This is a genomic window from Niallia sp. FSL W8-0951, assembly GCF_038006525.1.
GTDB lineage: Bacteria > Bacillota > Bacilli > Bacillales > Cytobacillaceae > Niallia > Niallia circulans.
Genome location: NZ_JBBOVK010000001.1, coordinates 1632607 through 1647811, shown reverse-complemented (window position 1 = coordinate 1647811; position 15205 = coordinate 1632607). Strand labels below are relative to the sequence as shown.

The 15205-nt window shown below is 32.1% G+C and carries 26 protein-coding genes and 1 pseudogene; 25 read left to right on the top strand and 2 right to left on the bottom strand.

Features of this window, described 5'->3' with window-relative positions; all coding sequences use genetic code 11:
* The first annotated feature begins 2 nt into the window (after positions 1 to 2).
* The 21 genes and pseudogenes from NSS71_RS07925 to NSS71_RS07825 form a co-directional block, all read left to right on the top strand.
* Positions 3 to 212 carry a hypothetical protein gene (locus NSS71_RS07925; protein WP_341151422.1) on the top strand — a complete coding sequence of 70 codons (210 nt, stop codon included), beginning with the start codon at positions 3 to 5 and terminating at the stop codon, positions 210 to 212.
* Between the two features lie 129 nt (positions 213 to 341).
* On the top strand, positions 342 to 491 hold the full coding sequence (locus NSS71_RS07920) for a hypothetical protein (RefSeq protein WP_341151421.1): 150 nt from the start codon (positions 342 to 344) through the stop codon (positions 489 to 491).
* On the top strand, positions 488 to 628 hold the full coding sequence (locus NSS71_RS07915; RefSeq protein ID WP_341151420.1) for a hypothetical protein: 141 nt from the start codon (positions 488 to 490) through the stop codon (positions 626 to 628). Before NSS71_RS07920 ends, NSS71_RS07915 begins: the two co-directional genes overlap by 4 nt.
* Before the next feature lie 18 nt (positions 629 to 646).
* A complete protein-coding gene (locus NSS71_RS07910; protein ID WP_341151419.1) occupies positions 647 to 1027 on the top strand; it encodes a hypothetical protein in 381 nt (126 codons plus the stop codon).
* Entirely contained in the window at positions 1024 to 1230 is a 207-nt protein-coding gene (locus NSS71_RS07905; protein WP_341151418.1) for a hypothetical protein, read from the top strand. Before NSS71_RS07910 ends, NSS71_RS07905 begins: the two co-directional genes overlap by 4 nt.
* Positions 1231 to 1233: 3 nt before the next feature.
* On the top strand, positions 1234 to 1614 hold the full coding sequence (locus NSS71_RS07900; RefSeq protein ID WP_341151417.1) for a hypothetical protein: 381 nt from the start codon (positions 1234 to 1236) through the stop codon (positions 1612 to 1614).
* A 34-nt stretch (positions 1615 to 1648) separates the two neighbouring features.
* Positions 1649 to 1849: a hypothetical protein gene (locus tag NSS71_RS07895; protein WP_341151416.1), complete on the top strand. Its 201-nt coding sequence runs from the start codon at positions 1649 to 1651 to the stop codon at positions 1847 to 1849.
* Between the two features lie 38 nt (positions 1850 to 1887).
* On the top strand, positions 1888 to 2373 hold the full coding sequence (locus NSS71_RS07890) for a hypothetical protein (protein WP_341151415.1): 486 nt from the start codon (positions 1888 to 1890) through the stop codon (positions 2371 to 2373).
* A gap of 22 nt (positions 2374 to 2395) precedes the next feature.
* The gene (locus NSS71_RS07885) at positions 2396 to 2605 is read left to right on the top strand and encodes a hypothetical protein (protein WP_341151414.1); all 210 of its coding nucleotides are present in this window, start codon (positions 2396 to 2398) and stop codon (positions 2603 to 2605) included.
* A 46-nt stretch (positions 2606 to 2651) separates the two neighbouring features.
* Positions 2652 to 2876 carry a hypothetical protein gene (locus NSS71_RS07880; protein WP_341151413.1) on the top strand — a complete coding sequence of 75 codons (225 nt, stop codon included), beginning with the start codon at positions 2652 to 2654 and terminating at the stop codon, positions 2874 to 2876.
* Between the two features lie 190 nt (positions 2877 to 3066).
* The gene (locus NSS71_RS07875; protein WP_163186934.1) at positions 3067 to 3384 is read left to right on the top strand and encodes a hypothetical protein; all 318 of its coding nucleotides are present in this window, start codon (positions 3067 to 3069) and stop codon (positions 3382 to 3384) included.
* Between the two features lie 27 nt (positions 3385 to 3411).
* Positions 3412 to 3642, top strand: a complete 231-nt coding sequence (gene nrdH, locus NSS71_RS07870) for a glutaredoxin-like protein NrdH (RefSeq protein ID WP_341151412.1) — start codon at positions 3412 to 3414, stop codon at positions 3640 to 3642.
* Positions 3643 to 4032 (top strand): class Ib ribonucleoside-diphosphate reductase assembly flavoprotein NrdI, encoded by a 390-nt coding sequence (gene nrdI, locus NSS71_RS07865; protein ID WP_341151411.1) that lies wholly within the window; start codon positions 3643 to 3645, stop codon positions 4030 to 4032.
* Positions 4001 to 5161, top strand: a complete 1161-nt coding sequence (locus tag NSS71_RS07860) for a ribonucleotide reductase N-terminal alpha domain-containing protein (RefSeq protein ID WP_445668930.1) — start codon at positions 4001 to 4003, stop codon at positions 5159 to 5161. The genes nrdI and NSS71_RS07860 overlap by 32 nt, the downstream gene beginning before the upstream one ends.
* Positions 5162 to 5420: 259 nt before the next feature.
* On the top strand, positions 5421 to 6452 hold the full coding sequence (locus NSS71_RS07855; protein ID WP_445668929.1) for a ribonucleoside-diphosphate reductase subunit alpha: 1032 nt from the start codon (positions 5421 to 5423) through the stop codon (positions 6450 to 6452).
* Between the two features lie 15 nt (positions 6453 to 6467).
* Positions 6468 to 7421 carry a class 1b ribonucleoside-diphosphate reductase subunit beta gene (gene nrdF / locus NSS71_RS07850; RefSeq protein WP_341151410.1) on the top strand — a complete coding sequence of 318 codons (954 nt, stop codon included), beginning with the start codon at positions 6468 to 6470 and terminating at the stop codon, positions 7419 to 7421.
* Positions 7422 to 7657: 236 nt separating this feature from the next.
* Positions 7658 to 8092 carry a dUTP diphosphatase gene (locus NSS71_RS07845; protein ID WP_341151409.1) on the top strand — a complete coding sequence of 145 codons (435 nt, stop codon included), beginning with the start codon at positions 7658 to 7660 and terminating at the stop codon, positions 8090 to 8092.
* Between the two features lie 61 nt (positions 8093 to 8153).
* Positions 8154 to 8993 (top strand): thymidylate synthase, encoded by an 840-nt coding sequence (thyA, locus tag NSS71_RS07840; protein WP_341151408.1) that lies wholly within the window; start codon positions 8154 to 8156, stop codon positions 8991 to 8993.
* On the top strand, positions 8990 to 9487 hold the full coding sequence (locus NSS71_RS07835; protein ID WP_341151407.1) for a dihydrofolate reductase: 498 nt from the start codon (positions 8990 to 8992) through the stop codon (positions 9485 to 9487). Before thyA ends, NSS71_RS07835 begins: the two co-directional genes overlap by 4 nt.
* Positions 9488 to 9517: 30 nt before the next feature.
* A complete protein-coding gene (locus tag NSS71_RS07830; RefSeq protein WP_341151406.1) occupies positions 9518 to 10060 on the top strand; it encodes a Holliday junction resolvase RecU in 543 nt (180 codons plus the stop codon).
* A gap of 242 nt (positions 10061 to 10302) precedes the next feature.
* Positions 10303 to 10941: pseudogene (locus tag NSS71_RS07825) on the top strand (hypothetical protein); the annotation flags it as partial.
* On the opposite strand, the gene NSS71_RS07820 reads toward NSS71_RS07825, so the two are convergent.
* Positions 10938 to 11090 carry a hypothetical protein gene (locus NSS71_RS07820; protein ID WP_186440699.1) on the bottom strand — a complete coding sequence of 51 codons (153 nt, stop codon included), beginning with the start codon at positions 11088 to 11090 and terminating at the stop codon, positions 10938 to 10940. The pseudogene NSS71_RS07825 and the gene NSS71_RS07820 overlap by 4 nt on opposite strands.
* A gap of 190 nt (positions 11091 to 11280) precedes the next feature.
* Here NSS71_RS07820 and NSS71_RS07815 point away from each other — a divergent pair, with 190 nt between their 5' ends.
* Positions 11281 to 11451 (top strand): YozD family protein, encoded by a 171-nt coding sequence (locus tag NSS71_RS07815; protein WP_082138223.1) that lies wholly within the window; start codon positions 11281 to 11283, stop codon positions 11449 to 11451.
* A 79-nt stretch (positions 11452 to 11530) separates the two neighbouring features.
* Here NSS71_RS07815 and NSS71_RS07810 read toward each other — a convergent pair whose 3' ends face one another.
* Positions 11531 to 11656, bottom strand: coding sequence for a hypothetical protein (locus NSS71_RS07810; protein ID WP_095259060.1), 126 nt, complete (start codon positions 11654 to 11656; stop codon positions 11531 to 11533).
* A gap of 238 nt (positions 11657 to 11894) precedes the next feature.
* On the opposite strand from NSS71_RS07810, the gene deoD reads away from it, so the two are divergent.
* From deoD to NSS71_RS07795, 3 genes are all read left to right on the top strand, one after another.
* Positions 11895 to 12596 (top strand): purine-nucleoside phosphorylase, encoded by a 702-nt coding sequence (gene deoD, locus NSS71_RS07805; RefSeq protein WP_047940464.1) that lies wholly within the window; start codon positions 11895 to 11897, stop codon positions 12594 to 12596.
* A gap of 85 nt (positions 12597 to 12681) precedes the next feature.
* Positions 12682 to 13542: a M15 family metallopeptidase gene (locus tag NSS71_RS07800; protein ID WP_144544906.1), complete on the top strand. Its 861-nt coding sequence runs from the start codon at positions 12682 to 12684 to the stop codon at positions 13540 to 13542.
* A gap of 155 nt (positions 13543 to 13697) precedes the next feature.
* Positions 13698 to 15170 carry a lmo1851 family serine protease gene (locus NSS71_RS07795; RefSeq protein WP_285850767.1) on the top strand — a complete coding sequence of 491 codons (1473 nt, stop codon included), beginning with the start codon at positions 13698 to 13700 and terminating at the stop codon, positions 15168 to 15170.
* Positions 15171 to 15205 lie beyond the last annotated feature (35 nt).

The window sequence follows — 15205 nt, the reverse complement described above, 5'->3', positions numbered from 1 at the left end:
ATATGAATAAAGATATGATCGACTTCCACATTGAAAATGCTGAAATCTACGTTGGTGCATTATTAGGCGAATTAGAAGGAAATGAAAATATTACTGAGGAAGAGTACCGTAAATATGAAGTATTGTACAATAAGTTTCTAGATCAAATGAGATTAGCTAAGAATTTATTACCGGACGAAGAAAATACATACGAACCATTTGATAAATTTTAAAACTAAATATAAATAAATTAATGAAAACTATTTACTTTTAAATATAAATAAATTACAATATAAATACAAGTTGAGTGATAGAGAGAGTTGCTAAACAGTAACTCTCTAACAAGAAAGAAGGTGAGAGAAATGATCTGGTTAGTTTCAGGTATTGTACTCATCATCTTTATGGCTATCATGAGTTTAATGGCATCAGGAAGTAGAGACGATGACTTATTCAACCGTGACGATATCGCTTGGCTGGAACAATTAAACAATAAGGAGGATAAGATAACATGAGTAAATTAGTTGCAATTAAACTTCGAATTGAACGACTTAAAAAGGAGCTAGAAAAATCAGAGGAAGAGTTAGAGATAGCTTACAGAAAGTTAGATGAAGAAATGGAGAGGGAAGAAAGTCTGGCAGTTGTGGTATAATACCTTCGGGTGATTATATTGAAGGCTAATATCAGTGAAGAAATAGAAAATGCAATTCATGACAAAATTATTATTGATTTAACAATAAACTATTTAGAAAGTAGAATAGTTAAGTCACAAAAGGAAAATAAAATTGGATATGCCAAACATTTGGAATACATAAGAAAACTGATCATCAATGAAAGAATTAACATTAGCAAATTTCTGAAGGATAACGGAGTGAAAATATACGATCCGATTCCAGACGATGACGGAATTTTTGTTCAATATGATTTTTCAGTTAAAGTGAATGGTGGTTATAAAGAAGGTTATAATCGATATTGGAGAGCTGCATTAAAGAATCACATTAGAACTAAATTAGAACCCTATTTTGTTAAGAGTAAGGATGAATTAAAATGAACTGTCCAATCTGTGAAGGCATTATGGAAGGTAAAACAAGCACAATTGAAATTTCATGGGATAAGAAAAAGAAAGAAAAGCTATATATTACATCACATAACAACTGTTCAGATGGTTTAATGAAAGAATTAAGACAATTAGATATTGATGAATATGATAGACAGGGAATAATAGATAAATATAATCTTAGTATGGGAGAGTAGAAAATGAAAAGGAAAAAGGGGAATAAGCTGTTGAAATTCCTCATAATCCTTACAATAGTCGCATTCTTAATCACACTAGTAGATATGTCTATGAGGTTAGTAGCAATAAACAAAGAGTTGAATGATCTTTATGTTAAACATCACAACTTAGAAAATAAGCTGAGTAGAATTGATGAACGTTACGCTACAGTTTTAAAAAAGCAGCAAGAACAACTTAATGAAATGAATAATGTTAGTGAGATTGAAAGAGAGGAATCACATACATATTATGAAGAAGAAAATAATTGGGATTGGAATTTAGATACTTATTCATTATGGATGACATCAATATTAGCTGGAGTTGGAGCATTTCTAACGAAGGGGAAATGGATTAAAGGGTTTTAAATACAATTAAATTAAAATGAGGTGGATAATTATAATGGATTTGAGAAAAGCTTACAAACTGGTAATAAAGCATCAGTTGGAACTGTTAGAAGAAGAGGGAAGATGGCAATTCGCTCAAGGTCAAATAGAAGAGCTATCCGAAAAACTCCACGATGACGTTGACTTTCTTGAAGATATCCAGGATTCAATTGAAGAGTATTTGGAAGACTTTGGAGAAAATTACGATTTGTTTTAAATTTATACTTTTATCTTAAAAAGAGGGGAGTGTTATATATGAGAGAAATCAAATCAATAGGATTGGCATTGGAAAATTGCGAAGCGTTGGAATTTAAAAGAGAGGATATAGGAAGATTCAATGTTGTAGATATTAAAAGGTCTATTTCGAGAAGCGCCACGAATAGCGTATCAGAATATCTAACATCAGAAGAAGTATACCTTCAACTTTCATCAAAAGCTAATAAGCATTCTACATTTACTTGTACATGGCATGATGGAGAAATTTCTCCTTTTGAAAGACTTTTGCAACATAAAGATATTGTAGCAATCGACATTAATTACCAAGACGGTACCAATGAATATATTTATGTTAAGTGGAAAGGTGAATCTGTTTATACAAATGAGATTGAAACTGTAAAAATGAACAACCACACTGGCGATTTATACATAGTTATTAGTGAAAATGAAAATGTTGAAAGTTATTTTAGGGCATCTTTGGAGGAAGAAGAAGCAATGGCTTGGCATTTATATTTAGAAGAATAATAAAAATTCTCTATTTTGGGAGGTGAATATTATAGCAAACTTTAAATATGCTGTAAAAAATGGTGACGATATTCTAGGATTAATGTGGGATGTTGGCAATGGGAGAGAGATATTTGTTATGTATGGAAATACATTAGATATCAATCATTCATTGGAAATCAGGGATTCAGATGGCAATGATATAAAAGAGGTTGAATTGATAGATTTACTATCAGAAATATTGCCAAGATAAATCTCACCTTTTATTAGATAAATTAAAACTGAAGGAGGAATTAATTATGAAAATGTTCATATGGCAATACAATGACCAAGTTTCACCTAATTATCATTCTGGTGGTGGATTAATGGTAATCGCTGAAAATGAAGACCATGTTAAAAAACTAATTCAAGCCGATGAAGATATAGCGATAACAGAAAAAGAGTGGAAAGAAGTAATAATTTACGAATTAAAAAATGAAGAAGAACCAAAAGTGTTCGTATTTCCCGATGCAGGATGTTGTTAAATTACTACACAGTATGGAACAAGTACGATGAATTTTAAGGAGGTGATCTAATGGATATTACAACTATTGACGAGAAAATGTTCGATGCTGACGATCAAAGTAGAGGGGAAGACTTCAAGACTGTTACTATCGAAGATTTATTAGAAATGTACAAATAAATAAAAATAAATTACAAAAAGGAGAATAGCGGTTGTCTAAATTAGTTGCTTTTAAGCCTAATGTCGGAACAGTCACGGTAGCAACAGAACCAGGAAGTATACTCCAATTCGATCATGAAGTCTACTATAGTAAGGGAGATTATATATTCACTGGATTAGATGGAAAACAGCATATCATACCAGATAGCAACATTGATGATTACATAGAAGTAGAAATCAAAAAGAAGAAAATAGATAAGAATGCTATGGCAAATGCTTATGCGAATATGGAAAATTGGTTAAGTGAAACAGAAGAAGATAATACATATATAAATGGTACGAGAGATTTAGCAGAATTGAAAAAGAAATAACTTATATAAAGAAAGTAGGAAAGCCATATGGTTAAAGTTACAGTTTATACGAAACACGGTTGTCCACAATGCGATATGACTAAAAGAGTGCTAGAAGGTGAAGGTGTTAATTTTAACACTATCAATGTTGAAGAGGATGAAGCAGCTTTAAATTATGTTAAGAATGATCTTGGATTTAGTTCAATGCCTGTAGTTGTTGCAGAAGGTATAGAACCGTTTTCAGGATTTAGACCGGATTTATTGCAGGCGTTGAAGTAAATGGAAATTGCTTTTCTATCATTAACTGGGAACGTAAGGAGTTTTGTAGATAAACTTGAATTCGATTCAACTGAAATTCCTTATAGTAACCCATTTGTGAAAATGAATAACGATTTTATAGTCGTAGTCCCTTCATACGATAGTGAAATAACTGAATTAATTAGTGACTTTCTAGAGTATAAAAATAACGTAAAGTATTTAAAAGGTGTGGTAGGAAGTGGGAGCTTGAATTATAACAAACAATATTGTTTTAATGCTCATGAAATTTCTAAGAAATACAACTCCCCACTATTATATACTTTTGAATTTAGTGGTATTGAACAGGATGTAATAAACTTTAAAAAGGAAGTGAAGCTGATTGAAGTCTCCAGAACTACAAAAGAAGACTAAAGAGGATACATATTTTAAACTAAACAATCTAGTTAATATACCTAAAGATGGAAAGATACAATTAGACAAAGATAAGGAAGCGGTTAAAGCATATTTTTTAGAATATGTGAATCCTAATACGGTATTCTTTCATACTTTAGATGAAAAATTAGACTATTTAATTGAAAATAACTATATAAAAGAAGATTTCTTAGGATTGTATGAGAGAAAATTCATTAAGAAATTATTCAAGTCTATTTATAATAAGAAATTTAGATTTCGATCTTTCATGGGAGCATATAAATTTTATTCTCAATACGCTTTGAAAACTGATGACGGAAGTAGGTTTCTAGAAAGATATGAAGATAGAATCGCTTTTAATGCACTTGCATTGGGAAATGGGGATCAACAATTAGCTTTAGACATTGCGGATGAGATGATTAATCAACGATATCAAGCAGCGACCCCAACGTTCCTTTCCATAGGTAAAGCTAGGGCTGGTGAAATGGTGAGTTGCTTTTTGTTGACACTGTCCGACGATATGAATTCAATAGGAAGAGCCATTAATTCAGCTTTACAATTATCTAAACTTGGCGGAGGAGTAGGCATTTCATTAAGTAATATTAGAGCCAATAATGATCCAATCAAAGGTGTTGATGGATTAGCAGACGGTGTAGTTCCTATTATGAAACTATTTGAAGATGCTTTTTCTTACGCCAATCAAAGTGGGGCACGAGATGGCGCTGGTGTGGTGTATTTGAATGTGTTTCATCCTGATGTAGTAGACTTTCTATCAGTAAGAAAAGAGAACGCCGACGAAAAAATTAGAATTAAGACTCTCTCCTTAGGGCTAATTGTTCCAGACAAGTATTATGAATTGATAAAGAATAACGAATACATGTATTTATTTTCACCACATGATGTAGAAAAAGAATATGGCAAGCCTTTTTCATATGTTGATATTACTAAAGAGTACGAAAATATGGTAAACAACCCAAATATCAGAAAAACTAAAATTAAGGCGAGGGAACTAGAAACCGAGATTAGTAACCTACAAAATGAGAGTGGGTATCCTTACATAATTAATATTGATACAGTAAATAAAGAAAATGCAGTTGATGGAAATATTTTAATGAGTAATTTGTGTTAACGGTAGCACCTTCATACAGCAATGTATGTAGCAAACTCTGCTAAACGGGGAAACTCTCATTGAGACAATCCCGTAGGAAAGAAACACTCAATGTGTGGAAAATCTCTAACGACTAGTCGAGAGACGTAGGGTATAAGCGATTGGTACTCGAAACGCAGAGATTCCTTATCCAAGGAATATGATATAGTCTCATCTGTATGGTGACATGCAGCAGTTCATAAGAGAACGTATATGAAGTAGCGATTCATATAGAAGACAAATGACCGAAATATTTCAAGTTCAACAAGATTCTAAAATAAATAATGATCAAACTTTCGAAAAGTTAGGTAATGATATAAGCTGTAACTTGGGTTCTACTAATGTTGTCAATTTGATGAACTCACCTGATTTTGGAAAGTCGGTTAGGACGATGTTAAGAGCTTTAACTTATGTAACTGATAATTCAAATATAGATGTAGTGCCTAGTGTGAAGAACGGTAATGACATGTATCATTCTGTAGGTTTAGGAGCAATGAACTTGCATGGATTTTTAGCAAAAAATGAAATTCAATATGGTTCGCCTGAAGCACTAGAATTCACTGATACTTATTTTAAATTACTAAACTACTGGACGTTGGTAGAAAGTAATAATATTTCTTTTGAAACTGGAATTAAATTTTATGAGTTCGAGAAATCAAAATATGCAGATGGTACCTACTTCGATATGTATTTAAATGAATCTGAAACTGGATTTAGATACTCAAAAGTCGAAGAATTATTTAAAAATATATTTATCCCTAAACATAAAGATTGGGAAGAATTGAAGTCAAAAGTAATGCAACATGGGCTTTATAACGGTTTTAGGCTTGCGACTGCACCAACTGGTTCTATTTCATATGTTAATGAAGCTACGGCATCCATCCATCCAATAACTCAACGTATTGAAGAAAGAACTGAAGGGAAAAGGGGGAAGGTTTATTATCCAGCTCCATATTTATCCGACAAAACAATCGAATATTATCAATCTGCATACGATATGGATCAGCGAAAAATAATTGATACCTATGCAACTGCACAAAAACATGTTGATCAAGGTTTAAGTATGACTTTGTTTATGCGTTCAGAGTTACCTGAAGGGATGTATGAATGGAAAGTAGGAAGTGAATACCCTACTAAGAAAACAACTAGAGATTTAAGTATTCTACGTAATTATGCATGGAAACAAGGTATTAAATCAGTTTATTATATTAGGACTTTTACAGATGATGGTGAAGAAATTGGTGCTAACTTCTGTACTAATTGTTCAATATAAAAGGAGGATGATGAATTGACAGTCTATAAAGAAGCTATAAACTGGAATGCAATAGAAGATATGCTTGATAAAATCACTTATGAAAAACTAACTGAGCAATTTTGGTTATCAACTAGAATGCCAGTTTCAAAAGATAAGTCAGATTGGACTAAGCTACCTGATATTGAAAAAAGGCTAGTGGAAAAAGTGTTTGGAGGGTTAACTGTTCTAGATACATTACAGTCTGAGGATGGAATTGATGCACTAAGAAAAGACGCAGCAACTCAACATGAAATTGCAGTATTGAATAACATTCAATTTATGGAATCAGAACATGCTAGAAGCTACTCTTCCATATTCAGCACACTTAATACAAAAAAAGAAATAGATGATATTTTTAGATGGGCTAGGGAGAATGATAAACTGCAATACAAGGCAAAGGTTATTAATGAAGTTTATAAAAACGGGACTCCCTTACAAAAGAAAATAGCCAGTGTTTTTCTAGAATCTTTCTTATTCTATTCGGGCTTTTATACACCTTTATATTATCTAGGCAAAGCTAAGCTAATAAACGTAGCAGAAGTAATTAAGCTTATAATTCGTGATGAATCAGCCCACGGGGCATACATAGGATATAAATTTAAAGTAGCTTTTAATAAACTATCTAATACAGAAAAAGACGAGGTACAATCGTGGGCTTACACATTATTATATGACCTTTATGAAAACGAAGTTAAGTATACAGAAGATTTGTATGATCAAGTTGGATGGACTGAAGATGTGAAGGTATTTTTACGATACAACGCTAACAAAGCTTTGATGAATCTAGGATTATCGCCATTATTTCCAGACACTGCAGATGACGTAAATCCTATTGTTATTAATGGATTGTCTACTGGAACAACTAATCATGATTTCTTTTCAACAGTAGGAAACGGTTATTTACTTTCAGTAGTTGAGGATATGAAGGACTCAGATTACGATTATTAAAAATAAATTATACAAAATAGAAAAATAAAAACTTAATCAGCCAGTTAGTTATGGGGATGGCTTTCTGACTGATTAATTAAAACTATATATAGTATTTACTTCCGATGATGTAACAACATATTGATTGAGAATTGCATTAAAAGATGGATTTTATTAGAGGTTATACTAGCTATTAGTTAGTGGTAAAATAGAAAACGTTACGTAAATTTAGAATAGATTAAAGGGGTATTATACATATGACATTAAAAATTAAAATTAAATACTTTAATAAGGATTTACCAAAAGTGAACAAAATAGAGAAAGGTGACTGGATTGATCTAAGAGCAGCTAAAACTGTAGAAATTAAAAAAGATGAGTTTAAACTTATTCCACTAGGTATTGCAATGGAATTACCTGAAGGGTATGAAGCCCATGTAGTTCCTCGTTCAAGTACATTTAAGCACTTCGGTATTATTGAAACTAACTCAATGGGAATAATTGATGAATCCTATAAAGGGAATAATGATCAATGGTTCTTTCCAGCGTATGCATTGAGAGACACTGTTATCAATCAAGGTGAGCGAATTTGTCAGTTTAGAATTATGGAGAAAATGCCAACAGTTGAGTTTGAAGAAGTTGAAACATTGGATAATGAAGATCGTGGTGGGCATGGAAGTACAGGCACAAAATGATAGAGTGAAGGAGGGTTATTCTCTCCTTTTAATTTAAAAAATTTATTATTGTGAGGTAAATATGTCAATCGGAGACAGAACATTAAAAAGTAACTTAGAGAAAATATTACTAAGTGGTAAATCAGATATCGGTCAGAATGTTAGACCTAAATGGGCAGATGGTACTCCGGCTTATACATATAAAACTTTCGGAGTATTAAATGAATATGACTTAGAAAAGGAGTTCCCTATTGCTGGTTTACGTCCTACTGCTTGGAAAAGTGGACTGAAAGAAGATTTATGGATATACCAAGATAAATCCAATGATGTTCAATTACTTGAAGAAAAATATGGAGTTAGGTATTGGAGAAGTTGGGCGAATGAAGAAAATAATCTAGGTCTTGCTTACGGTAGACAGATGGCTAAGGAACATAAATATAAGGAAGGTTACTTTGACCAAATTGATAGATTAATTTTCGATTTAAAAAACGATCCTTATAGTAGAAGAATGATTACAAACTTGTATAATCATGAAGATTTACATGGAATGACTCTTTATCCATGTGCATTCTTAACTATGTGGGACTATGATGGTGAAAGGTTAAATATGACTTTAGTTCAGCGTTCTTCAGATTACCTAGTTGCAGGTAATATTAATGTTACTCAATATGCTTTACTTCAACATATGATTGCACAATCAACAGGATTTAAAGTAGGTAAGTTCCATCATTATATTAACAATTTACATATTTATGACAGACACTTAGAGCAAGCAAAGGAGATATTAAACAGAGAAGAAACCATTGCGCCTAATCTGATAATTGATGATTCAATTAAGAACTTTTATGATTTTAAACCAGAGCATTTTGCTTTAGAAGGATATCATCCACACTCTCAAATGAAATTAGAGGTGGCAATTTGAGTATTAATTTAATCGTATGTATGGACAGATGCTCTGCAATTGGTTATAAGAATAAACTCCTTTCACATCAATCAGCAGATTTAAAACGTTTCAAGCAGCTAACACAAGGTCACTTTATATTAATGGGGAAAACTACATATTTAAGTATTGGCAAGCTATTACCGAACAGACATAATATCATACTTTCCAGGAATAAAAAGTTTCATGTTCCTGGAGCGTTTATACGCCATTCCATTGAGGATGTTATAAAGGAATATAAGCTAAACAATAATGAACAAGAGTTATACATAATAGGCGGACAAGAAGTATATATGGAAGCTATCAAGTATGCGAATAGACTATACGTAACTATAATTGATCACGAATTCGATAAGGCTGACACATATTTTCCTAGTATTGATATGAATGAGTGGAAGGTAATCGACATTGAGAAACACCTATCAGATGAAAAAAACGATTATGATTATAGTTTCGTAACATATGAAAGAATTTAAATATAAATAAATTAAATAAAGGGTGATTGTTTGGCTAAAAACTTGGGGAAATCATTTGAAGAACAACTAAAACAATCGGCAGTTGATCAAGGTATATACATATACAGAATTAAAGATGTACCTCAAATGATGTTAAAAAGAGGAGCAAGAGTATCTAAGAATGACTTTGACTCTTTCATTTATAAGAAGCCTAATCTGTTTCCTATTGAATTGAAATCAACTAAAGCAAAAAGCATTTCATTTAATGAAAAGATTATAAAAAATCATCAAATTAAAGCTTTAGAAGATGCATCTAAATATGATGGATTGATTGCTGGGTTCATAATGAACTTTAGAGATTTTGATAATGAAACTTATTTCATACATATTAATGAATTTGTGAAACTGAAATATTATGCTGAGAATCAAATAAAAGATCATAAATATAAAAGTAAATTAAATAAGTCAAGTATTAGTTTGGATAATTGTCGAGAGATTGGTGTACCTATATTAAATAGGAAGAAACAAGTTAAGTATACATATTACGTGAATAAGTTATTAGATGAATTAATCGAGAGATACGGAGATAAATAGAGTAATAGGACAAATCTTGAAAAACATAAGAATTATTAAAATCCATTTATAGGGTGAGGTATATTGGGAGGTAAGATAATTAGACTGAATGAACCAAATCACGAATTGATGTTAAAAGGTTTGATTAGGTTAGTTGAAAATTGCGAAGCGATAGAAAAACAAAAAAAAGAAAATAATGAGAAAAAGCTATATAACCCTTCTTGACAAAGAGGGTTATTTTTTTAAAAAATTCGTTACTGTATATAAAAAATTTAATAGATGTAAAATATTTGGATCATATGCATGTATATGAAGTAAATAAAAGTGAAGGTTTATATTTGGAATCCAGTTTGCAAATGCTTTCTGAGTATGATGGTGAAATTATGGATTCAGAGAAGATTGATATTGAATTTCGCTTCTTTATTGGTGATTTAGTCAAAGTGAAAGGATATGGATCCAATCTTTTTAAAATAATGGGGTTTCGAACAGAAATTTGGAGATATAAAAACGATGCATGGGAAGATGTAATTTATGAGCTTTCTAGAGTAAGTGATGGAGAATGGCTAGAAGCAGGGGAAGATGAATTAACCCTAGTAGCAGATGCAGATAGTGCAGATTCATTTATACAAAAATTAGGACTACTTTATATATTGGATAAAAAACAAAAATCCATTGAGTTAAAAAAGGCGAATAGCTCTTTCCAGCAGACCGAAAAAGAATTATTAGAAAGAAGTAAGGAGAAGAAAGAGCTCATTGACGGATTGCTAGATATCTATAATGATTACAGTATTTTATATTCTTTATTTAAAGATACCGAATATGAGCAGGTTATGAAGTTAACCCTTCGAAAACTCAAGTTGGTCAGCAGCAGATCTGATAAAGATAATGAAACGAAAATCTAGAATAATAGATAGATAAACATCGGTATGCTGCTAATGACTAGAAGGGAAAAAAGCTTTTGTAAAAGGGAATGAAAAATAGTGAGGATTTCACTGTTTTCCTTGTTCAAATCTATTTTTATTTTTTCGACTACGAATTGGATTTTATTCATTATTAAATGCCTCCCTTTTTTATTTAAACTATATGTAGACCTGATGCAAAGCATGTCTATTTTTTCAATTAATTTGCTATATACTAGATAATATTTCTTGAAAAAAAGCCTGTTTTATCAGATAATTTTATTGTGAAAGCATTTTTTTCTTAATGTCACATATATTCTTTAAAAAAGGGGGGCGATAAGCATGAAAGAAATCGACGTAATTATTGATACTGAGGAAATAGCAGAGTTTTTCTTTCGTGAGCTAGTAAAAAGGGGATTCGTTCCTACTGAAGGTGAAATGGAAGAATTGGCTGACATTACATTTGAATATTTATTGGACAAATGCATTATTGACGAAGAACTTGATGAATAAAGATAATAAAAATGGTGAGGAAATCTCACCATTTTTTTATACCTAATTTTATAGCACTCTAATAGCTTGAAAGGTCATATTATCGTTTGCGTCCCGTTGCAGAGTATTCTTTTCCATGCGCTTCCTGTTCTGCAATAATAGCCTCTTTTGGTATATGATTATTCTTCTTTGGAGAATTAATCCTATTTCGATGTTTTTTACCCATTATAATCCCCCTCATGACAGAATCCTTTATTTTCCTATAAAATAGGATAAAATTAGTTTTGCCTCTCTTAGTGTAGGAAAACTAATTTTAGTATAACCTCATCAAAAATTTGTTATGCTAAAATTAAATATGTTTTACAGCATATTAGAATATGATATAGTACAAATAGTGAAGTTTTCATAAGCATGTAATATTTGGATTGAAACAATGAAATGAGTGTCAATTGGAGGAAATAAAAATGAGTGTACATATTGGTGCAAAAGAACAGGAAATTGCAGAAACTGTCTTACTTCCAGGGGATCCATTAAGAGCAAAATATATTGCTGAAAATTTTCTAGAAGATGCAGTGTGCTATAATGAAGTTCGTAATATGTTTGGTTATACAGGGACATATAAAGGAAAAAGAATTAGTGTACAAGGTACAGGGATGGGTGTTCCATCTATTTCTATCTATATTAATGAGTTAATTAGCAGCTATAATGTCCAAAACTTAATTCGTGTTGGAACATGTGGTGCAATCCAAAAGGATGTAAAAGTAAGAGACGTCATTCTTGCAATGAGTGCTTCAACGGATTCTCAAATGAATCGTTTAACCTTTGGAGGAGTAGATTACGCGCCAACAGCGGACTTTGATTTGCTGAAAAAAGCGTATGATAGTGGATTGGATAAAGGACTATCTTTAAAAGTAGGAAATGTCTTTACCGCAGATATGTTTTATAACGATAATTCTGAGCTGGAAAAATGGGCGAAATATCAAATCTTAGCAATAGAAATGGAGACAGCTGCACTTTATACGATAGCTGCTAAATTTAATCGTAAAGCCCTTTCTGTTTTAACTGTAAGTGATCATATCTTAACTGGCGAAGAAACAACAGCACATGAAAGACAAACAACATTTAATGAAATGATTGAAGTGGCTTTAGAAGCAGCAATAAAATAATTAGCAATAGAAAAAGGTATGCTTTTTGCATACCTTTATAAAATCCAGTAGTGTAGAAAATTTAATGATATGTAAGGTGACATAAATGAAGAAATCAGTAGCTATCTCATCTTTAGCATTAGCGATTGCAATGTTAACAGGGTGTGAAAAAGTAGATTTAAAATCAATACAAGACAAAGTTTCTTTTTGGGATAAAACTGAAAAGGAACAAGAAGTGGAAACACCAGTTAACAAAGAGGATCAGGTCAAGGATGAGGAGCAACAACCTTCTGAGACAGTGTCAGAGGAAGAAAAAACACCTTGGACACTTGAATCTATTTTTTTTAATGACATAAAAGAGGTTGATGGAAGAAAGATCATTCAAAATCCAACAAATATTGTTTCTCTTGTTAATAAAGAATTCGGCTTACCAGATGGCTATGCTCCAAAGGATTTAGTGAGACCAAATGTTGAATTTTCCTTTGGTAATCAGGATATTGAAAAAAGTTATATGAGAAAAGAAGCAGCAAAAGCGTTGGAGGACATGTTTAACGGTGCAAAGAAAAGTGGCATTACACTTTATGCAGTTTCTGGTTATCGTTCTTACAACCGTCAAACGGAGGTCTATGATGCGGAGGTTAGCCGGGTTGGAAAAGAGAAGGCGGTACAAGCAGTTGCGTACCCTGGAAATAGTGAACATCAAACAGGACTTGCAATGGATATATCAAGTGAGAGTGCCAACTTCTTATTAACAGAGGAATTCGGAGAGACGAAAGAAGGAAAATGGTTAAAGGAAAATGCTCATTTATATGGCTTTATTCTCCGTTATCCGAAAGGGAAGGAGAAAATCACACAATATGAATTTGAACCGTGGCATTTTCGATATGTAGGTAAAAAATCTGCAAAAGATATTCATGAAAATGACTGGACCTTAGAAGAGTACTTTAAGGTCGTTCGAAAAATATAAGCTAGGGCGCAGAAAAGGAATACCACATCAATCATTCCTTTTCTGTTCCCTATTAATAGAAGAATTTCCTTATATTTGATTAAGTAAAAATAAACGTGGTATTCTATTTGCATACATAGTGTAAAACTCTCTTGGAAACGAAAGTGGTGAAGTATTTGGATAACAGTAACAATAATACAGAAAAAGAAATAGAGCAAGAAAGCGAACAAGGATATATAAAAATTAAGAAGTTTTATTTTGTCATGCTTTTATTTGTAGTAGTCATTGCCGCTGCTGGGATTACAACGATTGCTTTTTCTTTTGGTGATGAGCCTGCTGTTACGGTAAATAATCAGAGGGAAGAATTCAATAAACTGTATACAGCGTATGATACATTAATGGATAACTATTACAAGGATTTAAATTCAGTAGATTTAGTGAATGGTGCTATTGACGGGATGTTTACAGCACTTGATGATCCATATTCTGATTATATGAATGAAGAAGAGGCTGCAAACTTCCAACAAAGTATTTCTTCCTCTTTTGAAGGCATAGGAGCAGAAATTCAGCAATTAAATGATAGCATTGTAGTAGTATCGCCAATAAAAGGATCACCAGCTGAAAAGGCAGGAATTAAACCGAACGATAAAATTCTTACAGTAGATGGTGAGTCATTACAAGGAATGAGTTCTTCAGAAGCTGTTCTTTTAATTCGTGGTGAAAAAGGGACAAATGTAGAATTAGAAATAGAACGGTCTGGTGCAAGTGAACCGTTAAAAATAACGATTACAAGAGATACGATTCCGATTGAGACTGTTTATGGAGAAATGGGTAAAGATAAAATTGCTAAAATCCAAATAACAAGCTTCTCGGAGCATACAGCAACGGAATTAGTCGATATCTTAAATAAATATCAAGAGGATGGTATGAAAGGTATTGTCCTTGATTTACGTCATAATCCAGGCGGTTTATTAGAAGAAGTAAAGAAAATTGCTGGTTTATTTGTCCCAGATGGGGAAATTATTTATCAAATCGAACATAAAAATGGAACTGTAGAAAAAGTTACTTCGCAAAATAGCAGTAATATGGACATTCCACTTGTTGTGTTAATCGATGGTGGAAGTGCAAGTGCCTCAGAAATATTAGCTGGTGCGGTTAATCAATCTGCCAATGTTCCACTTGTTGGCGTTAAGTCGTTTGGTAAAGGAACCGTTCAACAAGCAAAAAGTTTCACAGATGGAAGTAATATTAAATTTACGGTAGATAAGTGGTTGACACCAAATGGTAGCTGGATTCATGAAAAAGGGATTGAACCATCCTATAAAGTAGAACTTCCAAGTTATGCAAGCTTAACAATGATTAATCCAGAAAGTAAATTGAAAAAAGGCAGCAATTCAGAAGAAGTTAAAACGGCGCAAGAAATGCTAAAAGCATTAGGATATGATGTAGACAATACAAATGGCTATTTTGATGATAGTACGGAAAATGCTGCAAAAGAATTTCAAAAGAAAGAAAAATTAAAAGAAGATGGAATTATTACCGGAGAAACAACAACAGAATTAATGAATAAACTCCGGGAAAAACTTCAAAAATCAGATACACAAATGAAAAAAGCGATAGAAGTATTAAAAGATGAAATGAAAAAATAAGATCTTCATGGTAAAGGGTGACAGACAATTGTCAT

Bases quoted from the DNA above. Each gene is read 5' to 3' on its own strand.
- NSS71_RS07925 (WP_341151422.1), top strand. From the start codon at position 3: ATGAATAAAGATATGATCGACTTCCACATTGAAAATGCTGAAATCTAC.
- NSS71_RS07920 (WP_341151421.1), top strand. From the start codon at position 342: ATGATCTGGTTAGTTTCAGGTATTGTACTCATCATCTTTATGGCTATC.
- NSS71_RS07915 (WP_341151420.1), top strand. From the start codon at position 488: ATGAGTAAATTAGTTGCAATTAAACTTCGAATTGAACGACTTAAAAAG.
- NSS71_RS07905 (WP_341151418.1), top strand. From the start codon at position 1,024: ATGAACTGTCCAATCTGTGAAGGCATTATGGAAGGTAAAACAAGCACA.
- NSS71_RS07900 (WP_341151417.1), top strand. From the start codon at position 1,234: ATGAAAAGGAAAAAGGGGAATAAGCTGTTGAAATTCCTCATAATCCTT.
- NSS71_RS07895 (WP_341151416.1), top strand. From the start codon at position 1,649: ATGGATTTGAGAAAAGCTTACAAACTGGTAATAAAGCATCAGTTGGAA.
- NSS71_RS07890 (WP_341151415.1), top strand. From the start codon at position 1,888: ATGAGAGAAATCAAATCAATAGGATTGGCATTGGAAAATTGCGAAGCG.
- NSS71_RS07880 (WP_341151413.1), top strand. From the start codon at position 2,652: ATGAAAATGTTCATATGGCAATACAATGACCAAGTTTCACCTAATTAT.
- nrdH (WP_341151412.1), top strand. From the start codon at position 3,412: ATGGTTAAAGTTACAGTTTATACGAAACACGGTTGTCCACAATGCGAT.
- nrdI (WP_341151411.1), top strand. From the start codon at position 3,643: ATGGAAATTGCTTTTCTATCATTAACTGGGAACGTAAGGAGTTTTGTA.
- NSS71_RS07855 (WP_445668929.1), top strand. From the start codon at position 5,421: ATGACCGAAATATTTCAAGTTCAACAAGATTCTAAAATAAATAATGAT.
- NSS71_RS07845 (WP_341151409.1), top strand. From the start codon at position 7,658: ATGACATTAAAAATTAAAATTAAATACTTTAATAAGGATTTACCAAAA.
- thyA (WP_341151408.1), top strand. From the start codon at position 8,154: ATGTCAATCGGAGACAGAACATTAAAAAGTAACTTAGAGAAAATATTA.
- NSS71_RS07820 (WP_186440699.1), bottom strand. From the start codon at position 11,090: ATGAATAAAATCCAATTCGTAGTCGAAAAAATAAAAATAGATTTGAAC.
- NSS71_RS07815 (WP_082138223.1), top strand. From the start codon at position 11,281: ATGAAAGAAATCGACGTAATTATTGATACTGAGGAAATAGCAGAGTTT.
- NSS71_RS07810 (WP_095259060.1), bottom strand. From the start codon at position 11,656: ATGGGTAAAAAACATCGAAATAGGATTAATTCTCCAAAGAAGAATAAT.
- deoD (WP_047940464.1), top strand. From the start codon at position 11,895: ATGAGTGTACATATTGGTGCAAAAGAACAGGAAATTGCAGAAACTGTC.
- NSS71_RS07800 (WP_144544906.1), top strand. From the start codon at position 12,682: ATGAAGAAATCAGTAGCTATCTCATCTTTAGCATTAGCGATTGCAATG.